Origin of the sequence: Vibrio crassostreae (genome assembly GCF_024347415.1) — a bacterium.
GTDB lineage: Bacteria > Pseudomonadota > Gammaproteobacteria > Enterobacterales > Vibrionaceae > Vibrio > Vibrio crassostreae.
Window position 1 is genome coordinate 1847005 of record NZ_AP025477.1, and the last position, 24822, is coordinate 1871826.

General features: G+C 44.4%; 22 protein-coding genes. 13 read left to right on the top strand and 9 right to left on the bottom strand.

Translation table 11 applies throughout. The features are described 5' to 3' along the window. Positions 1-50 precede the first annotated feature (50 nt). Positions 51-1115, top strand: coding sequence for a galactose-1-epimerase (galM, locus tag OC193_RS23880; protein ID WP_048663838.1), 1065 nt, complete (start codon positions 51-53; stop codon positions 1113-1115). 32 nt (positions 1116-1147) lie between these two features. Here the strand turns inward: galM and OC193_RS23885 are convergent, their stop codons facing one another. Continuing rightward, entirely contained in the window at positions 1148-2155 is a 1008-nt protein-coding gene (locus OC193_RS23885) for a LacI family DNA-binding transcriptional regulator (RefSeq protein WP_048663837.1), read from the bottom strand. Positions 2156-2368: 213 nt separating this feature from the next. Between OC193_RS23885 and OC193_RS23890 the strand changes: the two genes are divergently transcribed. Both OC193_RS23890 and OC193_RS23895 read left to right on the top strand, forming a co-directional pair. Continuing rightward, complete coding sequence (locus OC193_RS23890; RefSeq protein WP_048663836.1) at positions 2369-3439, top strand: cellulase family glycosylhydrolase; 1071 nt, start codon at positions 2369-2371, stop codon at positions 3437-3439. A 70-nt stretch (positions 3440-3509) separates the two neighbouring features. Beyond that, positions 3510-4898: an MFS transporter gene (locus OC193_RS23895; protein WP_123283731.1), complete on the top strand. Its 1389-nt coding sequence runs from the start codon at positions 3510-3512 to the stop codon at positions 4896-4898. Between the two features lie 127 nt (positions 4899-5025). On the opposite strand, the gene OC193_RS23900 is transcribed toward OC193_RS23895, so the two are convergent. The 5 genes from OC193_RS23900 to OC193_RS23920 form a co-directional block, all read right to left on the bottom strand. Continuing rightward, on the bottom strand, positions 5026-5337 hold the full coding sequence (locus OC193_RS23900; RefSeq protein WP_048663834.1) for a DUF4144 domain-containing protein: 312 nt from the start codon (positions 5335-5337) through the stop codon (positions 5026-5028). Between the two features lie 31 nt (positions 5338-5368). After that, positions 5369-5635, bottom strand: coding sequence for a Txe/YoeB family addiction module toxin (locus OC193_RS23905; RefSeq protein ID WP_017069754.1), 267 nt, complete (start codon positions 5633-5635; stop codon positions 5369-5371). After that, complete coding sequence (locus OC193_RS23910) at positions 5625-5882, bottom strand: type II toxin-antitoxin system Phd/YefM family antitoxin (protein ID WP_017069755.1); 258 nt, start codon at positions 5880-5882, stop codon at positions 5625-5627. The genes OC193_RS23905 and OC193_RS23910 overlap by 11 nt, the downstream gene beginning before the upstream one ends. Positions 5883-6068: 186 nt before the next feature. Beyond that, positions 6069-6860, bottom strand: a complete 792-nt coding sequence (locus tag OC193_RS23915) for a CLCA_X family protein (RefSeq protein ID WP_048663833.1) — start codon at positions 6858-6860, stop codon at positions 6069-6071. A 136-nt stretch (positions 6861-6996) separates the two neighbouring features. Further along, a complete protein-coding gene (locus OC193_RS23920; RefSeq protein ID WP_048663832.1) occupies positions 6997-7698 on the bottom strand; it encodes a flavin reductase family protein in 702 nt (233 codons plus the stop codon). A gap of 235 nt (positions 7699-7933) precedes the next feature. Between OC193_RS23920 and OC193_RS23925 the strand changes: the two genes are divergently transcribed. From OC193_RS23925 to OC193_RS23935, 3 genes are all read left to right on the top strand, one after another. Next, positions 7934-9265: a ferredoxin reductase family protein gene (locus OC193_RS23925; RefSeq protein WP_048663831.1), complete on the top strand. Its 1332-nt coding sequence runs from the start codon at positions 7934-7936 to the stop codon at positions 9263-9265. A 219-nt stretch (positions 9266-9484) separates the two neighbouring features. Beyond that, positions 9485-9892: a hypothetical protein gene (locus tag OC193_RS23930; RefSeq protein WP_017054885.1), complete on the top strand. Its 408-nt coding sequence runs from the start codon at positions 9485-9487 to the stop codon at positions 9890-9892. Positions 9893-10362: 470 nt separating this feature from the next. Then, positions 10363-11736: a carbohydrate porin gene (locus tag OC193_RS23935; RefSeq protein WP_048663830.1), complete on the top strand. Its 1374-nt coding sequence runs from the start codon at positions 10363-10365 to the stop codon at positions 11734-11736. A gap of 134 nt (positions 11737-11870) precedes the next feature. Here the strand turns inward: OC193_RS23935 and OC193_RS23940 are convergent, their stop codons facing one another. Continuing rightward, positions 11871-12857 (bottom strand): LacI family DNA-binding transcriptional regulator, encoded by a 987-nt coding sequence (locus OC193_RS23940; protein ID WP_048663829.1) that lies wholly within the window; start codon positions 12855-12857, stop codon positions 11871-11873. 234 nt (positions 12858-13091) lie between these two features. On the opposite strand from OC193_RS23940, the gene OC193_RS23945 reads away from it, so the two are divergent. The 3 genes from OC193_RS23945 (at position 13092) to OC193_RS23955 (ending at position 17097) form a co-directional block, all read left to right on the top strand. Beyond that, a complete protein-coding gene (locus OC193_RS23945) occupies positions 13092-14531 on the top strand; it encodes a sucrose-specific PTS transporter subunit IIBC (protein ID WP_048663828.1) in 1440 nt (479 codons plus the stop codon). A 164-nt stretch (positions 14532-14695) separates the two neighbouring features. Beyond that, positions 14696-15655, top strand: coding sequence for an aminoimidazole riboside kinase (locus OC193_RS23950; protein WP_048663827.1), 960 nt, complete (start codon positions 14696-14698; stop codon positions 15653-15655). Further along, positions 15652-17097: a sucrose-6-phosphate hydrolase gene (locus OC193_RS23955; RefSeq protein WP_048663826.1), complete on the top strand. Its 1446-nt coding sequence runs from the start codon at positions 15652-15654 to the stop codon at positions 17095-17097. Before OC193_RS23950 ends, OC193_RS23955 begins: the two co-directional genes overlap by 4 nt. 135 nt (positions 17098-17232) lie before the next feature. On the opposite strand, the gene OC193_RS23960 is transcribed toward OC193_RS23955, so the two are convergent. Further along, complete coding sequence (locus OC193_RS23960) at positions 17233-18675, bottom strand: AGE family epimerase/isomerase (protein ID WP_048663825.1); 1443 nt, start codon at positions 18673-18675, stop codon at positions 17233-17235. A 279-nt stretch (positions 18676-18954) separates the two neighbouring features. Here OC193_RS23960 and OC193_RS23965 point away from each other — a divergent pair, with 279 nt between their 5' ends. The 3 genes from OC193_RS23965 (at position 18955) to OC193_RS23975 (ending at position 23106) form a co-directional block, all read left to right on the top strand. Further along, positions 18955-20433 carry a DUF1214 domain-containing protein gene (locus OC193_RS23965; protein ID WP_048663977.1) on the top strand — a complete coding sequence of 493 codons (1479 nt, stop codon included), beginning with the start codon at positions 18955-18957 and terminating at the stop codon, positions 20431-20433. Between the two features lie 119 nt (positions 20434-20552). Continuing rightward, on the top strand, positions 20553-22046 hold the full coding sequence (locus tag OC193_RS23970; protein WP_048663822.1) for a DUF1254 domain-containing protein: 1494 nt from the start codon (positions 20553-20555) through the stop codon (positions 22044-22046). Between the two features lie 121 nt (positions 22047-22167). Continuing rightward, positions 22168-23106, top strand: coding sequence for a LysR family transcriptional regulator (locus OC193_RS23975; protein WP_048658969.1), 939 nt, complete (start codon positions 22168-22170; stop codon positions 23104-23106). A 106-nt stretch (positions 23107-23212) separates the two neighbouring features. Here OC193_RS23975 and OC193_RS23980 read toward each other — a convergent pair whose 3' ends face one another. Continuing rightward, positions 23213-23860: a glutathione S-transferase family protein gene (locus OC193_RS23980; RefSeq protein WP_048658970.1), complete on the bottom strand. Its 648-nt coding sequence runs from the start codon at positions 23858-23860 to the stop codon at positions 23213-23215. A gap of 116 nt (positions 23861-23976) precedes the next feature. Here OC193_RS23980 and OC193_RS23985 point away from each other — a divergent pair, with 116 nt between their 5' ends. Beyond that, positions 23977-24810, top strand: a complete 834-nt coding sequence (locus OC193_RS23985; RefSeq protein ID WP_048658971.1) for a LysR family transcriptional regulator — start codon at positions 23977-23979, stop codon at positions 24808-24810. Positions 24811-24822 lie beyond the last annotated feature (12 nt).

Below are 24822 nucleotides of genomic sequence, written 5' to 3' on the forward strand. Positions count from 1 at the left end.
TGTAGGTTAGTGGTGATATAACGCTATTTTTGTGAGACGAAGAGGCACTAATGATTACTAACTTTGAGCAATTAGAGCAAGACATGGCATCCACTCCATCGTTTGATGGTCAGTTAGCTAAACTGGTCCACCTCAAGAACAGCAATGGAATGAGCGTATCACTCATGGATATTGGAGCTACTTGGTTGAGTTGTTCTATACCAGTGAATGAAGAAGATCGAGAGGTGTTACTTCGCTCACCCAATATGGCTGAACATATGGAGCAGAGCTCTTATTTTGGGGCGATTGTTGGGCGTTTTGCAAACCGTATCGCTAAAGGCCAATTCGAACTTGAAGGGAAGCGCTACCAACTCGGAGTTAATAATGGTGAAAACTCATTACATGGTGGAGTAGAGGGCTTTGATAAAAAGCGTTGGAGCATTGTTGAACAAAGTGCACAAAAGGTAGTGTTTACTCTTCATACCAAAGATGGTGAACAAGGGTATCCGGGTAATCTTGCTGTCAAAGTTACCTACTCTCTAACGGATGACAACCAAGTATCTATTTCTTATGAAGCCACTACCGATAAGACTTGCCCCGTTAACTTAACCAATCATGCATACTTTAATTTGGCTGGTGAGGCTTCTGGTTCGAAAAGCTTGGATCATGTATTGCAGTTGAGTTCAGGCCATTACTTACCAACGGATCAAGGCTTAATCCCAACGGGAGAAATTAAGGCGGTTAAGGATACGAGTTTTGATTTTTCACAAGCAAAGCTCATTGGGCGAGATTTTCTGACTGAGTCGGACCAGAAAATGGCTGGTGGTTATGATCATGCCTTTGTTTTTCAGCAGGAAGTGACTGATGGGAAATCGACAGCAGCGATACTCATATCGCCTAATAAAGACCTTACAATGAGGGTGAAAACAACAAAACCAGCAGTACAATTTTATTCAGGAAACTTTTTGGCAGGGACACCCGGTAAGAGCAAACACTACGAACTGTATGACGGGCTTGCTCTGGAAACACAATACCTTCCAGATGGTCCTAATAAGCCCGAATGGGGTAGTAAGAGAGGTGTATTAAACCCGGAGGAAACCTACCAACATCAAACGGTTTATCAGTTTGAGTTTTAGGTGTTAATGGTGGGCTATGCGCCCACTTTGTCCTACTTGGTCGAGGAGGTACGGATAATCAATTCGCCTTCCACTTTTCGCTTGCTCGATAGCAAGGGTTGCTCCTCAATCAGCGCCATTAAGGATTCAACCGCTAGTTTACCCATATCTGAATAAGGCAACTCAACCGATGTTAATGCAGGGAAGCTTTCCGACGCGATCTGTTGATTGTCGTAGCCAACTACCGCGACATCTTGAGGGATCTTAAGCCCTAGTTCAGCCAGTGCTTGATAGCACCCCATCGCCATGTAATCACTACCACAAAAGATAGCTTCTGGTGGTTGAGCTGACTTAAACAAAGCTAATGTCTGCTGATGTGCTTCTTTTAAAGACCAACTAGCTTCAGCTAAGTAATCACTATTTGGGATAATGTCCGCATCAATTAGCGCCTGACGGTAGCCTTCGCTTCGCTGTTGACTTGCCAGCATCCAATTCTCGCCTGTGAGCATAGCAATGCGACGATAGCCTTGCTGCGTGAGGTGAGAAACGGCTTTGTAAGCACCAATCATATCGGCAGGCAAAATACTTGGTGTATCACTAAGGCTTTCATTGGTGCAATTTAAGAGCACTGTTGGTAGCGTCGTATTAACTCTTTGTTGTTCAAGGTCTCGAGTCATACTCGATGCATAAACCAAACCTGCGTAATCACCGCTGTTGATTTCCGCCTCAATTTTACTCGCTAGTACTTCATCGTGGCTGTAATTAAACGTCACTAAAATATAGTCATTCGCCCAAGCCTCTTCACGCGCAGCGTTAATAGCGTCAATGAAAGGGTCATAACTCGATAGTCCGTTGATAACCAAAGCGACTTTTTTAGGGCGACCTAGCGCATGAGCCACTTTTTTATTTCTGTAGCCCAATGATTCTGCGGTTTCAATCACCTTGTGTTTGGTGGCATCAGCAATCTTGACTGATGTTGAGCCGTTTAACACCAAGGATACGGTTGATTGTGACACGCCTGCTGCCGCCGCTATGTCACTCATGGTTACTTTCTTAGCCATTGTTCATCTTGTCGGTAATTCTCTTAACTAAAGATATTAGCTAAAGATTTCATTCGGGTCATCCTCTAAAGACTTTGATCACAAGTTTCTAACTGAGAAACCTGAAAGCTGTGATGGCTGCCACGTTTACTCCTAGAACATATAGCGGTTAGATTATTAATTAATATATTAGCTAATATTATTAGTTGATATGTTATTTTTAAGGTGAGTAAGATGCAAAAGTGGTCCGAAGATAAAGCGTGGCAATGGCAGAAAGAACATGGCTGGTTGCGTGGCTTTAACTATTTACCGAGAACAGCCGTGAATTGGAATGAAATGTGGCAGGCCGACTCATTTTCACCGGAAATAATCGAACAGGAGTTGGCGTGGGCGAGAGAGGTTGGCTACAACACGCTGCGTACCAATTTGCCTTTCATTGTGTGGCAGGTTGACCGTCAAGGACTGCATGAGCGAATTGAGCACTTCTTAGATATTTGTGAACGAAACCAGATCAAGGTGATGATGACCCCAATGGATGATTGTGGTTTTTCTGGTGACCACCCATATCTTGGTGAACAAAAGTCACCAGTGCCAGATCTCCACAATAGCCAAGCTGCGGCAAGCCCTGGTCGTAATGTTGTGATGGACAAGTCGCAATGGAGTGACGTTGAGACTTACATTCGCGACATCATCTCAACATACAAAAATGACCCGAGAATTGTCATTTGGGATCTCTACAACGAACCGACCAACCGCATGATCTTTACCAAGAATGGTGAACTTGCTTACGACGAGGCGATGGAAAGATTCAGCCATGAATTGATGGTAAAAGCCTTCGAGTGGGCGCGCGACGAAAGCCCATCACAACCTCTAACGGTAGGGGCATGGCACGCTCCGAGCATTTTGGAACGCAGTTTACCTATTTATGAACATCCAACAGACCGTAAAGCAATGGAGCTATCTGACATCATTACGTTCCATGCTTATTTGCCGATAGATCTATTCCGCGAAGCCGTTGAAATTATTGAAAAATACAACCGCCCAATGATGTGTACTGAGTGGCTAGCGCGTCACGCTGAATCACATCTTCATGAACAACTTCCTATTTTCCACAATAAATCAATTGGTTGCTATCAATGGGGCTTAGTCAAAGGTAAGACTCAAACGCATCTGCCTTGGCCTGAGATCAAACGCAATGACAGCAACTATGCAACTCGATGGTTCCACGATCTGCTTGATGAGCAAGGACAGCCATATGACCCAAGCGAAGTGCAATTAATCAAAAGACTCGCAGAAGTGGATTAATTGCCTGTGAGCCAGACGTAAGTACTGGCTCGTTAGCCAATCTATAATTAACTAAATTGAGACGTGAACTATGACTACTCTACAAAACAAATTAAACAATAAGGAGCTGATGTCCTACTTCGGCTACGGTGTAGGCCAGTGCTTTAGCTTTGGCCTCGTCGGCTCCTTTATTCTCTACTTTTATACCGATATCTTAGGTATATCGCCGATTGCTGCGAGTACGATATTTTTGATTGCTCGTGTGTGGGATGCTGTCAATGACCCTCTGATAGCGGGCTACATGGATACATTAGAATCTCGTTTTGGTAAGTTCCGTCCTTACATGTTGTTCACACCATTCCTTATCGTGTTGGTGACGATCGCTGCTTTCTACAATATTGATGCCGACACTTCAACGAAGGTTATGTATGCGGGTATCACTTATATTCTTTGGGGTACGCTATATACCATCTCAGATGTACCGTTTTGGTCGATGTCCTCTGTAATGACGGATGAGCCTCAAGAGCGCGCGAAAGCGGCAACATGTGCCATGCTAGGTGTTAATGCAGGCATTGGTGCAACGTTAGTAATTTTTCCTAAATTGAGCGCTTACTTCGCTGATGGCCGTGCGGACCAAGGATACTTGCCAGCTGTTATCGTATTGATGATCGCTGGTTTGTTATTCATGTTGAACGGCTTTTACAACACCAAAGAGCGAATCTCTACCGCCAGTTGTGAAAAGGTGACCTTAAAGCAGACTTTCCAAGCTGTACGCAAGAATAAACCTCTGTTCTTTATTCTTGCTGCCTTCTTCATGAATGTTTTCTTCAACCTAGTGAATGGCTTATACATATTCTTCTTTACGTACAATATGGGTGATGCGGGGCTTGTCTCGTTAATTGGTACCATTACTTTGGTCAGCGCGATTGCTTGTTTAGCCACGCCGGTGTTGACCAAGCGTTTTAAAAAGCGTGACATTTTTATCGCTCTTTGTGTACTCGAAATTATTGCTCGAATCGGTTTCTATATGACGGGTTATGATAGCCAAATAGCTGTGATGACGTGGCTTGCTGTGATCACTGGCATCTTCATGATGACTAACCCTCTTATTTCGGCAATGATCGCAGACACCGTGGAATACTCTTATTATCACAGTGGTAAACGTACAGCGGCGATCACCTTCTCAGGTCAGACATTTACAGGTAAATTATCCGTTGCGGTAGCAGGCGGTTTAACAGGTCTCATTCTGACAACTATTGGTTATGTTCCAAATGCGGAGCAAACAGAAACAGCATTGAATGGTATGTTCTTTTGTATTGCTTTACTGCCGGCTCTGGGGGCTTTGGTACGTATATTTATTATGTCTCGCTATACCTTTACTGAAGACCAACATGCAATTTTGCGCGAAAAACTTGAGCGTGGTGAGTTTGCAGAAGGTGTCGCAGAGCAACTAGTAACGACGCAAAAGGCGACGACTTAATCGGTTTAGCTAGAGTTATTGATTGAACTTGAAAAGAAGAGGTCAAGCCATGCGGCTTGACCTTTTTACATTTGTACTTAGAGCTAAAACCGTTTCATAAACTCAATGGGACGAACCGTTGAACGAATTAAGCCAAAGACTGAATCGCTTCTTCAATCGTTAGGAAGTGGATCTTCATCAAGCACACTTCGGCTTTCTGGAATTCATGATTTCGAATCAGTTTAGTCAAGCTTTCTACTGAATACTGCTCAGGTCGTTTTGCTAGAGACAATTGATTTGAGCTCGATTGAAGTGCGTAGCTATCACCTTCAGAATCGATGAGGTAATCATCTTCCCCCAAGATCATGTCTGAGCATTCTGCCTGAAAATCGTTCTCGGATGCGACGTAAATAAGCTCATCATCGCCGTCGAGTTTTACTAAAGATGGCCAACTGATCATTACTGCTCTTTCTATGTGCTGCTTACTGCTTTTAATAGTGGTGACGACAAGCAATTATGTAAAAGTTATCGTCATCTGCTTTGTACACTAATCGATTCTTGTCATCGATTCGTCTTGACCAAAAGCCAGACAGGTTGCCGACTAGTGGCTCCGGCTTTCCAATCCCTTCAAAGGGCGTTCTTTTGGCAGCTTCAATCAACTTGTTTAGTTTCTTGAGCGTTTTCTTGTCTTGGGTTTGCCAGTATAGGTAATCTTCCCAAGCATTATCTGTAAATACAATCTTTCGATCATTCGTCATTATTCAATTCTCGAACGGTTGTATTTCCGGTTTCGAGTTGAGCAATGGATTCAGCCAATCTTTCAGCGTTTTTAGGCGAGCTCATTAGGTACAAGGTTTCTTGCATTGAATTAAAATGATCAAGAGACATTACCACGGCATCTTCTGAATCTCGTCTGGTTATTACCGTAACATCAGAATCGTCTACTACTCTATCGAGCACAGACTTAAGGCTATTTCTGGCCTCAGTAAAAGAAACAATATTCATCACTTATTTACCCTGTTGTTTTTGGATATGTTTAATCTTTCAATATATACAGAATAGTTAATCATTCATGAGTTAACTATTGTACATGTTCCGCTTGTTGTACATGTTATATCAGAGATTAAACATGATCAACTTATGGTACATGTCACTCACTGTAAATCTGTAGAGTGCTACTGACTCAAAATGCTATTTACTTAAAGATCGGCCCAACGGCGCGAAGTAACCTTGAAGCGCTTGATAAATCTCTTTGCGATGCGCCATATCAGGATACACGGGGTACATATCAGGCTTGGTTGTGCCATCGACTAGATAAGCGTTCTTGATCTCTGAACAGGATTCAATCACCGACTCAAAAGCTCGAGCCATCATCTCCGTTGGCAATGAGAAGTAACGGGCAGAGGTCGCTTTGTCGGCTATGACACTTCGCGCCACGTAATCGTGTTTATCTAAGTTGTTGTCGCTGAGCAATGTGGCGTCAAACAGAGACATCAAACTTTCGTTTAATGGATGAGGTCTTACTTTTCTATCGTGTAACCAACAATCACTGGCGAACAAAATGTGTTTTCGAGGGCCTGAGGTATCACCAATTTCAAACGCCTTTTCAGCAATGTAGTGGTCAAACGCATGCCAGAACTCATGCGCTAACGCACCTGCCCCTGCGTTTTTAGCGAGGGCTAGTTCTCTTTGGTTTGGCGCGTAGTGTGCTTGTACACCCTTTCTGCCACCACTGCCGAACGCCAAACCTAATGTGCCACGCAAGCCAATTGCTTCTGGTGGCAAAGCCAAGATGTAAGCCAAATCTGCTAGCGAATCGAATATCAGATTCGCAGCGAGCTCTTTCTCTTCTTTTGTTACCCAAGCGCCCACACGAATACTGCCCATACCGAAGGTCTGTTTGATGTCCATGAAAGACACCTGATCGCCATGCCGATAATCTGGGCCTTTGCGAGTCTTGTATTTAAAGTGAGTTAACTTCAAAGGGGTCCTTGGAGAAAGAGGTTAGGTGGAAATTAAGTGGAGCGTTCTTATCGGATGCTGGGCATTAAACCATATTCTTAAAACACGCCGTTATGAACCGTATTTAAGAACGAAAGTTAGCACCTTTGTGAGTAAATTACCGAACAAAATGAGTTAGGTTGTGTTCGAAAGCTTCCCACGAGGTTGGGGTGCCTTCGTGAGTCAGCGGAAATAGAGACTTGTCTGGCTTGGCATAACTTAAGCGGTGAAGCCTTTGCGTGACATGGTAGCTGTCTAGCCCTGAAATCGTGACTAAATCTAGCGCTTCTAAATCAAGGTAGCCATCCGGCATCACGGCACGTTTGGGTGCTTGAATCGTAATGACCTCTCCAATCAACATTTGCGTTTGATTGCTTTCAATCGATATCTGTTCTTTCAAAACTAACCCTATTTTGAGACTGCTTTCTAAAACAAATGGAGCAGGTAATACATCATCGTAATAGGGCGTGAGACCAACTGCGTTAAATTCTGAGATTGATTTAGGATAACGAGCGGAAGTTTGATGGGCTTTTTGAACAAAGTCAGCACCGATACTATTGATGGTGAAGTGCTGAGTTTCTAAGATGTTCTCTAATGTATGGCGGCGACTTTCTGCAGGTCGGACGATGAAGCCAAGCAAAGGTGGATTCGACCCTAGGTGAACAACAGAGCTCACCACAGCAAGATTTTCTAGCCCTTGTTTATCGCAGGTACCAATAAGATTTGCGCTTTTGAATCCTGATAAGGAGTTGATTAAGCGAGCGCGTTCTCGCTGATCCATTGTTTGGATATCTTGTCTTGAAAGGGTCATGTCCTTCATATATTTCTCTTCTTCTCACTTTTGTTTTAGACGACTTGTTCACTAATCAAATGACATTTACGCAGAAGCATCTTCTATCGATCAGCAGAGTGCTTGGTTTGGTCGTGGGCAACCTGTCTCTTTTATCTCCGCTACAGCAAAATGAGCGTGTGTCTTTGCATAGATTTACGCATGTTGACGTCGCTTTACATCACGCAAGCTAAAGTAATGATGTCGTCTTTATGAGTGTTAAAAAATGAAAACAGTCCGCAATATCATCTGGGCAATGATTGCCACAATGTCAGCCTTTTGGTTTGCGATGGAACCGCAATTATTCGCTTCAAGCAACGTATTTGAATGGCGCTCGGCCATGATTCAGTACTCAGGTATTTTGTCTCTGATGTTAATGTCCATCACCATGATCTTGGCGACGCGTCTGCCTATGGTCGAGAATTGGCTTAAAGGTATGGATAAAGCGTATCGAGTACATAAATGGCTTGGCATCGGTGGTGTGGCGATGGGTGTCACACACTGGTTGTGGTACCAAATTCCTAAGTCACTCGTGATGTCTGGCGTATTGGATAAGCCAGTTCGACACAATGGTTCAGGGCCACAAGCGGTCTTGACTGGCTGGGAGTTGTGGGTCAATGAACTGCGCGATATTGCTCAAAGTATCGGTGAATGGGGCTTCTACTTATTACTCGTTCTACTTGTGGTGTCACTATGGGCGGCAGTGAAGTATAAACCGTTTAAATTGTCTCATCGCCTGATGTCGGTCGCGTACCTGTTTATCGCTTTTCACTCGGTGATACTGCTTAAACGAGCGTATTGGGGAGAGCCTATTTATTATCTAACCGTAGCATTTGCTTTGGTTGGATCTATCGCAGCGATTTACAGTTTGTTGGGTTTGGTAGGGCGTCGTAATCGTCATTCAGCGACCATTGCTTCGACTCGCTATTTTCCACAGGCTGAAGTGATGGAACTGGTGTTAAAACCGGAGGCATCTTGGCAAGGTCACAAAGCAGGGCAGTTTGCGTATCTGCGTTTCGGTAATGAAGATCCGCATCCGTTTACCATTGTTTCTGGCAGTGAAGATTCAGAACTGCGTTTCTTGATCAAAGAGTTGGGTGATTTTACTAATGGCCTTTATGATCGAGTGCAAGCGGGCGATGCGGTTACGGTTGAAGGGCCTTATGGTCGACTTGATTTTGACCTAAGTAAGCCTCAAATTTGGATTGCAGGTGGTGTCGGGATTGCTTCTTTCTTTGCTACGCTTGAAGCGCTCAAAACAGAGCAAGATCATCCGCGTATCGAACTGTTTTACTGTACTCGCGGTGTTGATAAGCAATTAATCGATGAGTTGTGGCACCTGGCACATGAGGTTGGAGTGAAGTTAACTGTGATAGACACTTTACATTCACCGCGACTGAACGCCGGAAGAATTGTCAACCAATGTGGTGACCTCAACGAATACGAGATGTATTTCTGCGGGCCAGAGTTGTTCTCTACATCGCTGAAAAAAGAATTAGACAGCTATCAATTTGATATTGAAAAGCACTATCACGAAGAGCTGTTTGTGATGCGCTAATCGTTGTCAGTTGATGAATTGAATGGGGAAGCATCTCTGGGTTGAGCTGTGGCTGAGAACTAACGGTTTAGAATTAATGTTTGATAACTGATATTTGATAGCCATAGCCATAGCCACAAGCTTCCGACCAAAAAGGTGCGAACTCATTCAATTTACTATTGCAGCGGTTTGCTATTGAGCGATACCATATACGGCTATTTCTTTGGTAAAGATGTAATTATGTCAGATGAAAAACTCGCACTCGAATGGATGCGCCAACAAGCTCATAAAGTTGACCCATACGTTATCGATCCATCGTTTGATGAATGCGTTGAGTTGCTTGATCCTGCTTTTAAGAAGGGCAAGAGTGTCGCGCAACTAAAGTATCTGTTATCAGAAGCGGACCGTAGAGCTGGCGCGGCAGAGCGTAAACATGCAGCCTTAAAGTATGCCAAAGAGAAAAGCCCAAATGCTGGTCAGATCCTGCGTCTGCAAAGCAAGCTTCAACAAGTTCAGCTTGCACTTAAATTAGCGACTGGCGACAACAACATGACCATATCTCAGTTCTGTGCAGAATACGATGTCTCCAAGCGCGACGGCAATACGGCATGGAATGAGAAACTGGTTGAGCAGGGTAAGAGGAAGTAGTCTTTTAAACGCTTTACTCTCCAATAAACTGTCACGTTAGTTAATGTCATACACTTTTCAAAAAACGACCTATTGTTACCAACAAACGCCTTTTCAAAGCCTGAAAAATCGCTGCTCAGGCTTTAATTTTTATAGCCACCCCGTTGCATTTTGTAGCGCCTTTCCTAATTATCGTGCTGGATTGTCTCTCTATTTTTCTGAGATCGCTAATGTGCGCAATACACTATTTTTCGCCCATTAATCAATTTCACTTGTGACAAAGTTATCAGAATCATGCATTTTCGGTAACGTTCCCGAAAATATCGATCTATCATCCACTCAGATACAAAAGTGAAGTAATCAACACGACTGATTTCTATTTCTTCTTCGATATAGAGCTTGTACATCAAAAGTATAAGCCGAAATGCGCTTACGAATTATTTTGGGAACGTTTGCAAGTAGTCCAAAACAATTAACGTGAGAACATAAGAATGAAACTACACACTTTAGCGGTTGCTGTAACAATGGGGCTAATGACTACATCGGTATTAGCAAGTGAAGACGTTGCAGCATTAGAGCAACGTATTAATGAATTAGAACAAAGAGTTGCACAAACGGAGCAGGTTTCTACCGAAGCCAATGAAAAGGCTTCTTCGTTTGAGTTTCACGGCTATGCACGCTCTGGATTATTGATCAACGACGACCTAAACGGCGCGACAGGTACTGGTCCTTACATGACAGCGGCGGGTGCGATTGGTGCACCAGTTGGACGACTTGGTGTGGAAGATGATCATTACGTTGAAGCTAACTTGATTCATAAGCGCTTTGCGGATGATGGCTCTAGTGCCTTGTTTCGTATCATGTTAGCCGACAGTACTGAAACAAATAACGAGTGGACAGCCAGTGAAAGCCAGTTGAATGTACGACAAGTGTATTCAGAACTGAACCGTCTAAGCATGTTCTCTGAATCCGAAGCGTTTTCTGAAGCAACGTTTTGGGCGGGTAAACGATTCGATCGCGACAACTTTGATATTCACTTTTTCGATTCGGATATTGTCTTCTTATCAGGTACTGGTGCTGGCGTTTACGATGTTCAGATGAGCGACAACTGGAAAGCGAATTTCTCAATTTATGGTCGAGATTTTGGTGAGATTGATAGCTCATCAACAGATGTAGAAAACTACATTGCAACCATGAATAACCGTATTGGTCAATGGCAAGTGATGTTGAGTGGCATGACCTCAGCAGACAACGATAGCCGCTTAAATGGCGCAGCTGAAAGCGGTGTACACGCAATGTTTGCGTACCATGGAGACAACTTCTTTGGTCTGAGCGAGGGTTTCTCTAAAACGGGTATGTTAATGGGTAGCGGCCTAGGCGCAGAGCTAAAAGGCATCGGTTCTAATGGTGATCTACTGGATGACGCAAAAGCCGTTCGCCTGTTTAGCTACGGTGTCACTCGCATTGGCGACAACTGGCGCTTAGCACCTGCATTAATGGCAGAGCATAGCCAAGACCGTTTGAAGAAGAATGACGAGTTCACATGGGCTTCTTTAAACGTTCGATTAGCTCAAGAGTTCACAGAGAACTTTGAGATGGTTTACGAAGGTTCATTGCAGTACATGGATTTAGACAACTCGACAGAGCAAGCGAGCGGCGGTTTCTACAAAGCAACAGTGGCACCAACACTGAAGCTTTCAACTAGCACTGGTTTCTTTGACCGACCAGAACTGCGTTTCGCTGTGAGCTATGTGGATTGGAGTGAAGACCTGAATGGTTACTCGATCAGCACTGAAGCAGATGCTGCAACGATGGGAGAGGGCGGCGAGGTTCTGTTTGCACTACAGATGGAAACTTGGTTCTAATTGCCTGATATATCGTTTAGATAGAGAGTGTTACTCATGATGTGATCGTCGCATCATCAAATGCCAACCTTATCGTTTCAACTCGAAGGTTGGCATTTTTTTATCTTGGGATAACTTGATCTGTGAATAAATTACTAGCAAGACTCTCGGTCAATAGTGGTGAAGGTCAACACCATCTTACTCATTTCAAAGCCTTTTTTCTCAATACGGTCGAGCAGCAGCTTGGCTCCATTTTCTCCCGCTTTATCAAACGCATAGTTAAACGTAGACAGCGTTGGTGTGCATACTGAAGCAAGTTCATCGTCACCCACGCCCAGTACCAATACATCTTTCCCTGGAACGAGCCCCGCTTCTTGAATGGCTCTGATCGCACCGATTGCGATACGGTCAGTTGCGCAGAACAGGCCATCGAGCTTGGTGTGCTCTTTTAGAGACTGCTTAGCCAGCTGGTAACCTGACTCTATGGTGAAGTCGCCTCGCGCGTGAAATTGCAGTGTGAGGTCGTTAAATTGAAGCGATTGAGCGAAGCCTTCCGATCTCATCTTATCAACCGCAATATCATCGCCTTGCACGCCGATGAATCCCATATGCTTACAAGCTTTCGCTATGAGGCGATTACCCGCTTCAAACCCTACGCGAGTGTCGTCGTGCACAATGCTTGGGATGTTAAACATTGAACCGTCTTGACCCACCAATACCACTGGCACAGCAGAACTTTGAATCGCTTTGACTAATTTGTTATCGAGGTGGGTCGCGTACAGGATGATACCTTCAACGCGTTTTTGGTTAAATATCTGAATATATTCAAGTTCTTTATGGTGTGTTTGGTGTGTGCTCGCTAATAAAACATGCTTGCCCGCTTGCTCTAAGACGGCGGTTAAACCATCGACACCCTGAGAGGTGGCGTGGGAAGAAACCCTAGGAACAATCACGCCAACCAGGTTGGTTTTTTGAGACTTTAAGTCTTTAGCGACTTGGTTTGGGAGATAGCCACACTCTTCAACCGCTTTACGCACCTTCACCTTGGTCGCGTCTTTTACGCCATACTCATCGTTGATTACTCTTGAGACCGTCGACTTGGAAACTCCAGCGAGACGAGCGACATCATGAAGACTAGCCATTATTCATTATCCAATTGTAATTTTAGTTTTGGGATTGTTTGCAAACAAAGCATCAAATTTACCTGTTGTTAGGAGATTTTAACCCTGTCTTCTTATCCTAGGGAGATAATTTGAAGATCATTCTCACAGTATTGAGCAGTTATCTTTGATCATTTGTTATTTCTAGGCAAAAATTTGTTTTGCAAACGTTCCCGAAAATTCAAAAGCTCAAATGATAATCCAATGGGGTATGTAATGAATTATCCAAAAATAGCAAAAGAGCTGCTTTCTCTATTAGGTGGTAAAAGTAATATCACCGCACTTGCACACTGTGCGACTCGTCTGCGTCTTGCGGTTGCAGACCAAGATAAAATTGATGAACAGGCGATTGATAACCTAGAAGGGGTTAAGGGCCAGTTTAAAGTGGCAGGTCAATATCAGATCATCTTTGGCTCAGGTATCGTAAACCAAGTTTATTCTGAGTTGGCTAAGTTGACTGAAATGACGGAAATGTCGACCAACGATGTGGCGTCTGCAGGTGCTGACAACCAAAATATCCTGCAACGCGCGGTGAAAGGTCTGTCTGATATTTTTGTACCAATCATTCCGGCAATTGTTGCTGGTGGTCTGTTGATGGGTATCTACAACCTATTGACGGCTCAAGGCTTGTTCATTGATGGCAAATCTTTAATTGACGCTAATCCGGGTTTGACCGACTTAGCAAACATGATCAATACATTTGCTAATGCTCCTTTTGTGTACTTACCTATTTTATTAGCATTTTCAGCGAGTAAGAAGTTTGGTGGTAACCCATATCTTGGCGCGGCTTTAGGCATGTTGATGGTTCACCCAGACTTGCTAAACGGCTGGGGTTTCGGTGGCGCATCAGTGTCGGGCAGCATTCCAGTTTGGAACATTCTAGGTTTCGAAATCGAGAAAGTGGGTTATCAAGGTTCAGTACTGCCCGTTCTTGTTTCTGCGTTTATTCTAGCGAAAGTTGAGCTTGGCCTACGTAAAGTTATTCCTTCGGTTCTTGATAACTTGCTAACGCCGCTACTGGCTATTTTCGTGACTGGCCTACTGACATTCACGGTTGTGGGTCCATTTACACGTGATATCGGTTTCCTACTGGGTGACGGTCTCAACTGGCTATACAACAGTGCTGGCTTCATCGGTGGTGCGGTGTTTGGTTTGATTTATGCACCATTCGTTATTACTGGTATGCACCATAGTTTTATTGCTATTGAAACTCAGCTGCTTGCGGATATCGCAACGACTGGCGGTACGTTCATCTTCCCTATCGCGGCGATGTCTAACGTGTCTCAAGGTGCAGCGGCACTGGCGGTTGGTTTCATGAGTAAAGATAAGAAAATGAAAGGTATCGCGATTCCTTCTGGTGTGACCGGTTTGCTTGGTATTACTGAACCTGCAATGTTCGGTGTGAACTTGAAGCTTCGCTACCCATTCATTGCTGCGGTTTGTGCTGCTGCGGTTTCAAGCGCATTTATCACCATGTTCAATGTGAAAGCACAAGCACTGGGTGCCGCGGGTATTCCTGGCATCATCTCAATATCGCCAGAAAAAATTGGCTACTACGTGGTAGGTATGATTATCGCGTTCGTAACTGCATTTGCGCTGACCGTTGTTTTAGGTTTGCGTGAGAGCAGCAAGCAAAACATTAAAGCAACAGCTTAACTTTTCTCCCTAGAAGTGAAGCCCCCCCTTTTCACTTCATTTCCTAAGCTTTGGGGGGCTAGCTAGGTGATTTGGCTTAGCTAGCCTTTTTATATTTTTACATGACAGCGTGAAGTGTCACCTTGCTTTCGGTTGTTATGATTTTCAGTTTTAAGGTAAGAAAGATGAATCAAGTTTGGGTAACTGGAGACGCCGTCGTCGACCTCATTCCGGAGACTGACGCGACATTATTGAAATGTCCGGGCGGTGCGCCTGCCAATGTCGCGGTAGCGATTTCTCGCCTTTTAGGCAAAAGCGCATTTTTCGGCCGAGTGGGTAACGATCCGTTTGGCACTTTTATGGAAGTGACTCTGCAAAAGGAAGGTGTGAATACCGAGCGTTTGGTGAAGGACCCTGAACAACGCACATCAACCGTGGTGGTTGATCTTGATGACCAAGGCGAGCGCAGCTTTACGTTTATGGTTAAGCCAAGTGCCGATCAGTTTATGTCTGTTGAAGACATTCCCGAATTTAAGAAAAATGAGTGGCTACACGTCTGCTCAATCTCTTTGGCTAATGAACCAAGCCGAAGCAGTACCTTTGAAGCGATCCGACGCATGAAAGCCGCGGGCGGTTACATCAGCTTCGATCCAAACCTTCGTGATGAAGTGTGGCAAAACCCATCTGAAATTAAGTCTGTGGTCATGAAAGCGGTTGAATTGGCTGATGTGGTTAAATTCTCAGAAGAAGAACTGGATTTCTTAACCGATTCAACTTCGATGGAACAAGGTTTGGCTAACATTGCAGATCTTAACAACACGCTTGTTTTGGTTACGCAGGGCGCGAAAGGCGTTTGGCGAGTATTTGAAAACCAAGGTGTGTTGATTTCAGGTCGCTCAGTGACGCCAGTGGATACGACAGGTGCAGGCGATGCTTTTGTTGGCGGTTTACTTGCAAAGCTTTCTCAACATGAAGAGTGGAATAATCAACAAGTCGTCGATTCTGCAATCCTGTGGGCGAATGGTTGCGGTGCATTGGCTACAACGCAAAAAGGCGCGATGACCGCACTTCCAACGCAAGAGGCTCTCACTCAGTTTATTCAAAAAGACGCTTCAAATACGAATTCCGTCGAGGAGAGTGTATGAGTTTGAACTCGAACTGGACGGTAGAGCAAAGATATCGTCGTATAGAAGAGATTGCACAAGACAGCATTGATGCGATGGTCAATCTTCGCAAACAAGATGCTGGCTATCCTAGCTACCATATTGCGCCTAAGTTTGGTCTGCTTAATGACCCGAATGGTCTGTGTTTCTTTAATGGTGAACACCATCTATTTTACCAATGGACGCCAGTTGGCCCAGTCCATGGTATGAAGTACTGGTACCACCTTTCTACCAAAGACTTCGTTCATTTCGAAGACCACGGCATTGGCTTGCACCCAGACCAAGATTACGATTCTCACGGTGTTTACTCTGGTGGTGCATTGGTTGAGAACGACAATGCACTGTTGTTCTTTACGGGTAACAAGCGCGATGAAAATTGGCTGCGAGTGCCAACTCAATGTTATGCCAAGATGTCTGCGGACGGCAAAATAGAAAAGCACGGCGTGGTTATCGAAAACGATCACTACACCGAACATTTCCGCGATCCAAAAGTGTGGAAGCAGGGCGACGATTACCTGATGGTTGTGGGTGCTCAAACGCCTCAAGAGACTGGCTCAATGGCGCTATATCGCAGCCGAGACCTGATGAATTGGCAGCACAAAGGTCCAATTCAAACTCGTTACAACAACCTTGGCTATATGTGGGAATGTCCAGATTTCTTTGAAATAGAGAATCAGTCGGTGATGCTGTTTTCTCCACAAGGTGTGTCTAACGAAAACCCATACGATTTCAAAAACATCTACTCGGTGGCTTATATTGTCGGTGACCGCCTAAATCTAGATTCGGTAGAACTGGAAAACCATCAAGATATTGCGCAGCCAGATTATGGCTTCGATTTCTATGCACCACAGACTTACTTAGATGATAAAGGTCGCCGCATTCTGGTTGCTTGGATTGGTCTGCCTGAGATTGATACACCATCTAATGAACATCAGTGGGCGGGCATGTTGTCGCTACCACGCGAGCTTCACATCCAAGATGGCTATCTGGTGCAATCGGCTTTACCTGAATTGAAAGCGCTGCAAGGCGAAGCTGTCGTGGTTGAGAGGGTTCTTGAACTGGATACAACCAGCTTCATGGTTCACCTTAAAACGGAAACGGACGAGTTTGAGTTAACGCTCGCTAATGCTGCGGGTGATAATATCGTGTTCAGTGCCTCGGAAACGGAGTTCATACTTGATCGCAGTAAGATGTCTCAACTCTACGCGGAAGAGTTTGGCTCGGTGAGAAAAGCTCCGAGGTTGAGCATTAAGCAAACCATCGAGGTTTATGTCGATAATTCAGTGATCGAAATCTTTATCAATGGCGGTAAGCACACAATGACCAGCCGTTTCTTCATTGATGACTTGAGTTCATTGTCGATGACTGGTGACGTGAACACCGTTTATCACTCGATGAGCCCAATTCAAGGGTTGGACGACTAACCTCCGCTTATCTCCATCAAGAAAGCCGCTGATCAATAGCGGCTTTTGTTTGGTCTGCGACATCACTATTGTGTTAGCTCTTTGACCTTGTCCATTCCCCTGAATCTCAAGTTCATTCAGAGCAAGCAACTAACGCTAAGGCCGAATGTTATTGAAACTGACCTTCTGCGTTCCATCGCCTTGATTCTCCAGCTTAACTACATCTCCTTGATAGTAATACGGTTCCATTGGCATTTCGCTGTTAGCTCCTCTAGCGTAGTAAAGGGTTGCTGGCTTAGCAGCAACTTGCTGAGCGTATAAATAGCCAATCAAAGCGTGCTCAAATTGATGGTAGCCATTGCCCCAATGAAAAGCCTTGGTGCGCTTAGGTTCAAGCCCTACGCCTCCGTATTGATGATCAACCCACACATCATGAAAGGTAGGTAAGGTGTATTGCAGGACTTCTGTCATTGAACCATCGATAAGCGATACCGTCATCGCAGCTTGGTCGAGCTCTGCCCATTCCCATGATGAAGCCCAGTTTGTGTTCGGTCTGCTTTGCCAGCCAGTAATCTCTTGTCCTTTCCATGCGCTCTGAAGCTGCTCACCAAAGTAGTTGGATACATTGGCAAAGTCTTTTTGATATTGCGCCTGAGCGAGAGTGTGTTTCATGCCACCCAAACCAAACTGCGACCATTCTGCATTTTCTAATGCATGACCGGTTAGGTAGGTCATCCAATACGCTTTGATAGTGTGCCCAAAATCGTTGTGATTGGCATTCGGCATCATCGCTGCTTTGTCGTGAATTGCACCGTAGAATCGATGTTCATCTTCAGAGTGATAGTGATCAATCATGGCTTGCGTGAGCCAGTGTAAGTCATCAAGCCATTTTGATTTAACAGGCTCTTGCAGTAGAGGGGCGACTAACAACATGTAACCGTTAATTTGATCAAGTTGTGCGACAAGCTCGCGTCGTTCTGCACTGCCATCCTCACCGTCAGAAAGTACCCATGCAAGACCGCTGTTGTCGCTAAGCCGATATTTATCAAAGATAAAAGATTGTTGGGCGATGAGTGCCTGTTCTACCTTTTTGTCTTGGGTCAGGTAGTAGTACATGGCAAGGCCGACCAACGCATACGCTTGATCTTGAGAGGTACGTTGCTGCCAATCCTGGCCTGCTTTTCCCTCTTTTGTGTAGCCAATGAAGCCGCCATTTTGCTTGTCTTCTAGCTGTTCAATAAGGTAGTAAGCCCCTTGCTTGGCTAGCTCTAATGCCTGCTTATCGCCTGTAAGATGATAAAGCGCGCCATAGGCATAGGTTTGACGCGATTTCATACGCGTGAACTCTTTGCCAAAGTGCGGCGTGATCCATCCTTTGTCTAACTCAGGACAAACGTTAGAAACATCGAGGAGTGTTCCATCATCACAGCGGAAAGTTGGGAAGTTGCCTATCGGTTCTCCCTGCGCGCTAGGCATTAACCAATAAGGTGCAAGCCCTTCTGAAGCATGATTGATCCAGTCTTCTCCAGACGGAAGGGGGACATTGGCAGATACAGCGAAACTGGTCACGCTGAGTAATGCGATGGTTGCTCGTAACATGATGTTTATCTTAATGATTTGAATTTATTTGAATATAAACAATCAGGTCTGCACATTGTGATTCGGCGATCACAATCGATCAAATTAAAGCACTTTAGAGGGGATGGTTCGCAAGCCATTGAGTTAATCGAATCTCATCTAGCATTATCCAGAATTCGAATAATTAGTAATGACTATAAGTCATTGGATGAATTTTGGTCGCGTTCGTATACTCGGTTCAAACAAAGGATGTTTTTTAAACAATTGAATGTTTCACCTTTACGAAGAGATATGCTCAACATGAAAAAACTTCTATTAGCTTCGCTACTCACTATCAGCACAATGCCTGTCCATTCTCAATCGTTTGATGATACCGACGACATCCTTGTTCGCGCATCACAGATTGAAAATCTTGAGTACAAAATGATGGTGCAGCGTGCCACTCAAACGGCTATTCACTATATGCCTGCCGTTACTCAGATTGATTTTTTGAAAGCAACCCGTCGTGATTTGAATGGCGACTACAATGACGTGGTTTACGTGAACGAACCTTTCGGCTCAGAAAAGGGGTTCCTCACTGCCAATGACACCACAGCTTATGCTTGGGCAACCACAACCTCTAAAAATGGCCCAGTCGTTATTGAAGTGCCTGCAGCAACAGACAAAGTGAATTACTTTGGCTCGGTTGTGAACCAGTGGGAGGTGCCGATCACGGACGTTGGCTTCAAAGGTGCTGATGAAGGTGAAGGGGGCAAATATCTCTTTTTACCGCCAGGTTACAACAACGAGTTTGGTTCGAAGCAAGCGCTAGAAAGCCAAGGTTATCTAGTATTTGAAACCGACACTTATCTGTATGGTTTTTCATTCAGACCATCGTTAACTAATGGTGCGACAGATTTAGATGCGGGTAACTACGCGAAGAAAATCAAAATCTATAATCTTGTTGATGCTGAAAACCCACCAAAGACGGACTACTTAGATGCAACGGAAGTCGCGTATGACAGTCTCCCGTATTACAACGAGACGTTCTTTCAAGACATCAATGACGTTATCCAAGAGAACCCGGTCAGAGCTCAAGACAAGGCGATGGCGTCATTGCTAAAGGATCTTGGTATCGAAAAAGGCAAAAAATTCGACCCAACAGATGAGCAGAAAAAAGCGATACGTGAAGGTGTATTGATGGCTTATGCACACATGCAATCGAAATTTGTAGAGCCAGAACAGACGGTGAGTGCGTTATGGAAAGATGAAAATGGTAAGCCTCTATCGCAATGGTCTTTCTGGAATTTTGGTCCTCAAGCTCAGCTTGGCTTTCCCTTTGTGGATGAAGATGAGGTGTTAGTCGATAAGCGAGCAGCGTCGTATTTCTACGTGACTTACTTGCCGAAGCAACTCGGCGGTTCAACCTTTTATCTAACGGGTTTGCGTGATTCAAAAGGTGAGATGTTAGATGGCAAAGCGACATACAAGCTTAATGTGCCAGCGGATACTCCAGTCGAGGATTTCTGGTCTGCCATTGTTTACAACATGGAAACCAAGAACTTCGTGAAAGGTGTCGACCGAGTTGGTCTCTCTTCTCGAAACGCGGACTCGATGAAAAAGAATCTAGATGGTTCTTACGATTTGTACTTCGGTCCAGAAGCACCAAAAGGACAAGAGGAAAACTGGGTTCCTACCGGTGGTGAAGATTACTTCTTACTGTTCCGACTTTACCGTCCAACATCGAAGACGTTCTTTAAAAACTGGATGCTAGAAGACATGGAAAAAATCAGTGGCTAACCAGCAATAAACGCTAACCCGTTTCTGGAAATAAATAGCCTAGAGCGTGACACCTAAGCGAAGAATATCAATTGGTGCGGCCTAGGCTATGTGAATCACTTTAGACAAGAGAAACTATTATGAAAAAATCGATTATTGCTACGTTGCTGATTACTTTAGGTTGTTCGTCTTTCGCATTTGCTGAGCCTAAATTTAGTGCACAAGTGCCAGAGAGCATCATCACGCCAAATAAGGTTGAGTCTACCTATCTAGGTGAACTGAATTATACCGATGGCGCGCCGACAGCCGAAACACACACCAAGGTTCAAGATTTCGTTCAAGTATCCAACGCCGTTCGTGTCTTTCTATCTGGTATCCCAGTTGCTTCAATACAAGGATTATTGTTGGGGCACGAAAGCATCGGCATGAAGCCGAATCAAACCATCGCAATTTCTGAAGATAATCTAGACGCGAATAGCCTTTGGTTAACAGCGAATACGACCACACCGTATATCACATCAGAAATTGATGTAAGAAATGGTCCGGTCATTTTGGATATTCCCACTCCAGTACTTGGTTTGCTCGACAATGCTGCATTTAAATATGTAGACAGAATTGGTGTTACTCACCCAGACAATGTCGCTAAATCAGGTAAGTACTTTATCCGTCATTCATCATGGAAAGGTGAAGTACCAGAGGGGTACATTGAGATTGTCAGTGAAGGCTACCAACACTGGTTATTACTTCGCCTTGTGAGCTCTCCAGAAGAGATGAAAGAAAGCATTGAAGCATTAAAAGCGACCACCAAGCTTTACCCGTATGGAGAAGAAGATAAGACAGAGTTCATGAACATTTCAGGTGTCGACTACAACACCATTCATGCAATGGACGCGACGTTTTATGATGAAATCAACGCATTGATTCAATATGAGCCTACGGCTATTTTTGATGCTGAATGGCTGTCGCTAGCCAAAGATATCGGGATAGAAAAAGGTCAGGAGTTTGCTCCTAATAAACGCATGCAGCAAATACTGTCGGAAGCGGCAAAAATAGCAACGGCTGAAGCGCGCTCAACCTACTTTCATCCTAAAGAGGAAATGTTCCGCTACGATGATAGACAATGGTTTACTCCGTTAGTCTCTGGCCATGAATTTAAAGACGCGAATGGCGTGATTGACTCTGACATGCGAGCCACCTTCCACTTCATGGCGACGGGTATTACCCCTGATATGGTGACAAAAACCGTAGGCAAAGGGTCGGATTACTTATTGGCGACACGTGATGCAAACAAGGAAGTACTGGATGGTAGTCAACATTACACGGTGACACTGCCGCCAAATGCGCCAGTAGAGAAGTTTTGGTCATTTATGATCTACGATAACCAGACGCGTTCTATGTTAGAAACGGATCAAAAGTCTGCGGGTATTGATGGTTTGAGTGACAGTATTCAGAAAAATGTCGATGGTTCTATAACCATACACTTTGCTCCCAATGCACCGAAAGGAATGGAAAATAATTGGGTTCAAACGACGGAAGGTAAGGGTTTTAATATCATCTTCCGCATGTATTCACCGACAGAAAAATGGTTTGATAATTCATGGAAGCCAAGTGACTTTATTAAAGTAAACAAGTGATTCTATCAAAGTAGAATAGAAATCTAATCTAGATTGGGTACCCCTTTAACTGGGGGTATCTTTTCATGTTATGGTTATTTCGTTCTAAACAATGTCATTGTTCAATCTAGCTAGAGGGCTTATGCAAAAAGATATTTCATATCAGTTGAATCGAGTCGACTTAAATCTACTGGTGGCCTTTGATACGTTGCTTAAAGAACGTAATGTCACCAATGCTGCTAAGGCGTTGTTTGTTTCGCAATCAGCCATGAGCCGAAGCTTGAAACGGTTGAGAGAAACGTTCGATGATCCTCTCTTTATTCGAACATCGACAGGCCTGACACCGACAGCAAAATCATTAGAGTTAGGCAAAGAATTGCAACACATTCTGCCACAGCTAAGTGCGTTGTTTCAGCGTAATCAATTTGATCCGCGAGAATGTAATGATACGTTTTCGATCTCCTTGCCTACTTTTCTGGGCAGTACCATTCTTCCTAATTTGGCTTTGGGACTATTTGACGAAGCTCCGGATGTGAACTTGATAGAAATGGCAGCGAAAAGTAACCCTTATGATTTACTTGATAAGGGGAAATTAGATTTTGCGATTCATTATTCGAGTTCGCTAGATCAAAAATACCAAGCGACAAAGTTAGGAACCATTTATCCCAAGCTGTTTGTTCGGAGGGACCATCCTCTAGTGGGGAGAAACGCTACGTTAGATGAAATCATGCGATACCCGGTGCTCGCGATGAATGTGGAAGAAGACCACAAACAAGCATTTAACACGCCTCTTCAGCAAATATTGTTAGAGCTTGAAAGCGATAAACGACCAAAACTTAGAAGTACTCAAACTCATGTGTTAATGGAGATTGCATCACGCTCAGATGCGGTGATTTTTGGTATGAACGCGCTGAGTTCACTACCGGATTTCGATAGTCGGTTTGTGGACATTTACGATTTCGTAGACAGTAAACAATATCACGTAGATCTCTATTTATTGCAGCATCAACGTACATTTACATCCGCTTCGCATCAGTGGATAGCGTCTAGATTTAGTGAGCTGTTGAACAACATACTGTGAGAAAACGCGCTCTAGTGAACCCCTTCTGGTTAATTAACTAATTCACTAGTTAGCCACTTAACAACGAATGAGTCTCGATGCACTATCGAGACTCATATTGATTTATCTAAACAGGCTTGCCCGCCTCATCCTCTTCTACTACATCGGTTTCTAGACTTGCTTCTGCTTGCCATTTTTGTATTGATGCGCTGTTAAGCACGCGTTGTTGGTACAGTGCTGCTTTTTCAGAAAGCTCAATGCCGTAAGTTTGTACTCGGATGGCGACAGGGGCAAACATCGCATCTGCAATCGACCATTCACCAAACAACCAACCCTCTGGGTATTTTTCCATTTGCGTGGACCATATTTGGTCGATACGAGCGATATCTTTAAGCGCGCCTTCACTAAGTGAGAGTGTTCTTCTTGCTCGGCAGTTCATCGGCATTTCATTTCTTACATCAGAAAAACCCGAATGCATTTCTGCAGCAATTGCTCTGGCTAGAGCGCGTTCTTCGCGTGATTCAGGCCATGCAGCACCGTCTAAATAGGTTTCGTTAATGTATTCGAGAATCGCCAATGAATCCCACACCGCGATATAACCATCGACCAGAGTTGGAACCTTAGCCGTTGGTGTCACTTTCGCTAACGTGTCGTAGAAATCAGAGGTGAAAAGCTTGAGTTTGATGACTTCGGCATTCAGGTTGTAATTATCGAAGATTAGCCAAGCGCGCAGTGACCAAGTAGAGTAGTTTTGGTTTCCAATATAAAGCTGCATAGATGCTTCCCTGTGTTGGGTGAATATGCTTTTGAGCTTAAGGGATTGTATTGCGGCGAACTAACGGATAATTTTGATGTATTACATTAATAAAAACGATGGGTGGTTAATTCAGCATGGATATTGATGCTCTGCGAGGCTTTCTCGCGTTCGTGGAAACCAGCAGCTTCACGCGTGCTGCGAAACAGATCAATCGCACCCAATCAGCGTTTAGTGCGCAGATGCGTAAACTGGAAGAGGAACTTAACGTGACTCTTTTCCAGAAAGAAGGGCGTAACTTAATACTCACTGAAGCGGGCTTGGCGCTGCGCTCTCATGCGGAGCAGCTGGTCGCACTCCACAATACCGCGCTAAAGCAAGTAAAGCGTTACGAAGACAAACAACCTCTACGACTCGGCTGCCCTGAAGATTACAACGACACCATTCTGCCGAAAGTGATTCGCCTGTTACAACAAGCAGAACCTACCTGTTCCATTCAAATATTTAGCCTACCGAGCATTACGCTGAGAGAGTGGTTGGATGATGGCAGACTCGATGCCGCAATTGTCACCCGAGCGCCCGACAGCGAAGAGGGTTATTGGCTTACACATGATGTGGGTGTTTGGATAAGCAGCCCTGACTATGCGTTTGATAATTCCAAGCCTGTGCCATTAGCTCTGTTCCAAACGGATTGTAAGTACCACGCAGCCGCGGTAAATGGCTTAGCTAAACAGGGCACGCCTTATCAACTGTTGGCTTGCAGCAATACCGCTTCGGCGCAGCGCGCGATAGTAAAAGCAGGCCTAGCGATTGGTGCAATGGGTAAGCTCAGCGTGACTCCGGATTTAAAAGTTCTTCAAGATATGCCGCCGTTACCTTCGGTGGATATTGTGTTGATCTTAGCGAGCAAGCATCATCCCGTGTTAGATAAAGAAGTGCTCAATCAACTTGTCGAGTTGGACTCTGATTAGCTTAGGCTCATC

What these genes read in the sequence shown, in the direction of transcription:
- galM (WP_048663838.1), top strand. Translation starts at nt 51, where the DNA reads ATGATTACTAACTTTGAGCAATTAGAGCAAGACATGGCATCCACTCCA.
- OC193_RS23885 (WP_048663837.1), bottom strand. Translation starts at nt 2,155, where the DNA reads ATGGCTAAGAAAGTAACCATGAGTGACATAGCGGCGGCAGCAGGCGTG.
- OC193_RS23890 (WP_048663836.1), top strand. Translation starts at nt 2,369, where the DNA reads ATGCAAAAGTGGTCCGAAGATAAAGCGTGGCAATGGCAGAAAGAACAT.
- OC193_RS23895 (WP_123283731.1), top strand. Translation starts at nt 3,510, where the DNA reads ATGACTACTCTACAAAACAAATTAAACAATAAGGAGCTGATGTCCTAC.
- OC193_RS23900 (WP_048663834.1), bottom strand. Translation starts at nt 5,337, where the DNA reads ATGATCAGTTGGCCATCTTTAGTAAAACTCGACGGCGATGATGAGCTT.
- OC193_RS23905 (WP_017069754.1), bottom strand. Translation starts at nt 5,635, where the DNA reads ATGACGAATGATCGAAAGATTGTATTTACAGATAATGCTTGGGAAGAT.
- OC193_RS23910 (WP_017069755.1), bottom strand. Translation starts at nt 5,882, where the DNA reads ATGAATATTGTTTCTTTTACTGAGGCCAGAAATAGCCTTAAGTCTGTG.
- OC193_RS23920 (WP_048663832.1), bottom strand. Translation starts at nt 7,698, where the DNA reads ATGAAGGACATGACCCTTTCAAGACAAGATATCCAAACAATGGATCAG.
- OC193_RS23925 (WP_048663831.1), top strand. Translation starts at nt 7,934, where the DNA reads ATGAAAACAGTCCGCAATATCATCTGGGCAATGATTGCCACAATGTCA.
- OC193_RS23930 (WP_017054885.1), top strand. Translation starts at nt 9,485, where the DNA reads ATGTCAGATGAAAAACTCGCACTCGAATGGATGCGCCAACAAGCTCAT.
- OC193_RS23935 (WP_048663830.1), top strand. Translation starts at nt 10,363, where the DNA reads ATGAAACTACACACTTTAGCGGTTGCTGTAACAATGGGGCTAATGACT.
- OC193_RS23940 (WP_048663829.1), bottom strand. Translation starts at nt 12,857, where the DNA reads ATGGCTAGTCTTCATGATGTCGCTCGTCTCGCTGGAGTTTCCAAGTCG.
- OC193_RS23945 (WP_048663828.1), top strand. Translation starts at nt 13,092, where the DNA reads ATGAATTATCCAAAAATAGCAAAAGAGCTGCTTTCTCTATTAGGTGGT.
- OC193_RS23950 (WP_048663827.1), top strand. Translation starts at nt 14,696, where the DNA reads ATGAATCAAGTTTGGGTAACTGGAGACGCCGTCGTCGACCTCATTCCG.
- OC193_RS23955 (WP_048663826.1), top strand. Translation starts at nt 15,652, where the DNA reads ATGAGTTTGAACTCGAACTGGACGGTAGAGCAAAGATATCGTCGTATA.
- OC193_RS23960 (WP_048663825.1), bottom strand. Translation starts at nt 18,675, where the DNA reads ATGTTACGAGCAACCATCGCATTACTCAGCGTGACCAGTTTCGCTGTA.
- OC193_RS23965 (WP_048663977.1), top strand. Translation starts at nt 18,955, where the DNA reads ATGAAAAAACTTCTATTAGCTTCGCTACTCACTATCAGCACAATGCCT.
- OC193_RS23970 (WP_048663822.1), top strand. Translation starts at nt 20,553, where the DNA reads ATGAAAAAATCGATTATTGCTACGTTGCTGATTACTTTAGGTTGTTCG.
- OC193_RS23975 (WP_048658969.1), top strand. Translation starts at nt 22,168, where the DNA reads ATGCAAAAAGATATTTCATATCAGTTGAATCGAGTCGACTTAAATCTA.
- OC193_RS23980 (WP_048658970.1), bottom strand. Translation starts at nt 23,860, where the DNA reads ATGCAGCTTTATATTGGAAACCAAAACTACTCTACTTGGTCACTGCGC.
- OC193_RS23985 (WP_048658971.1), top strand. Translation starts at nt 23,977, where the DNA reads ATGGATATTGATGCTCTGCGAGGCTTTCTCGCGTTCGTGGAAACCAGC.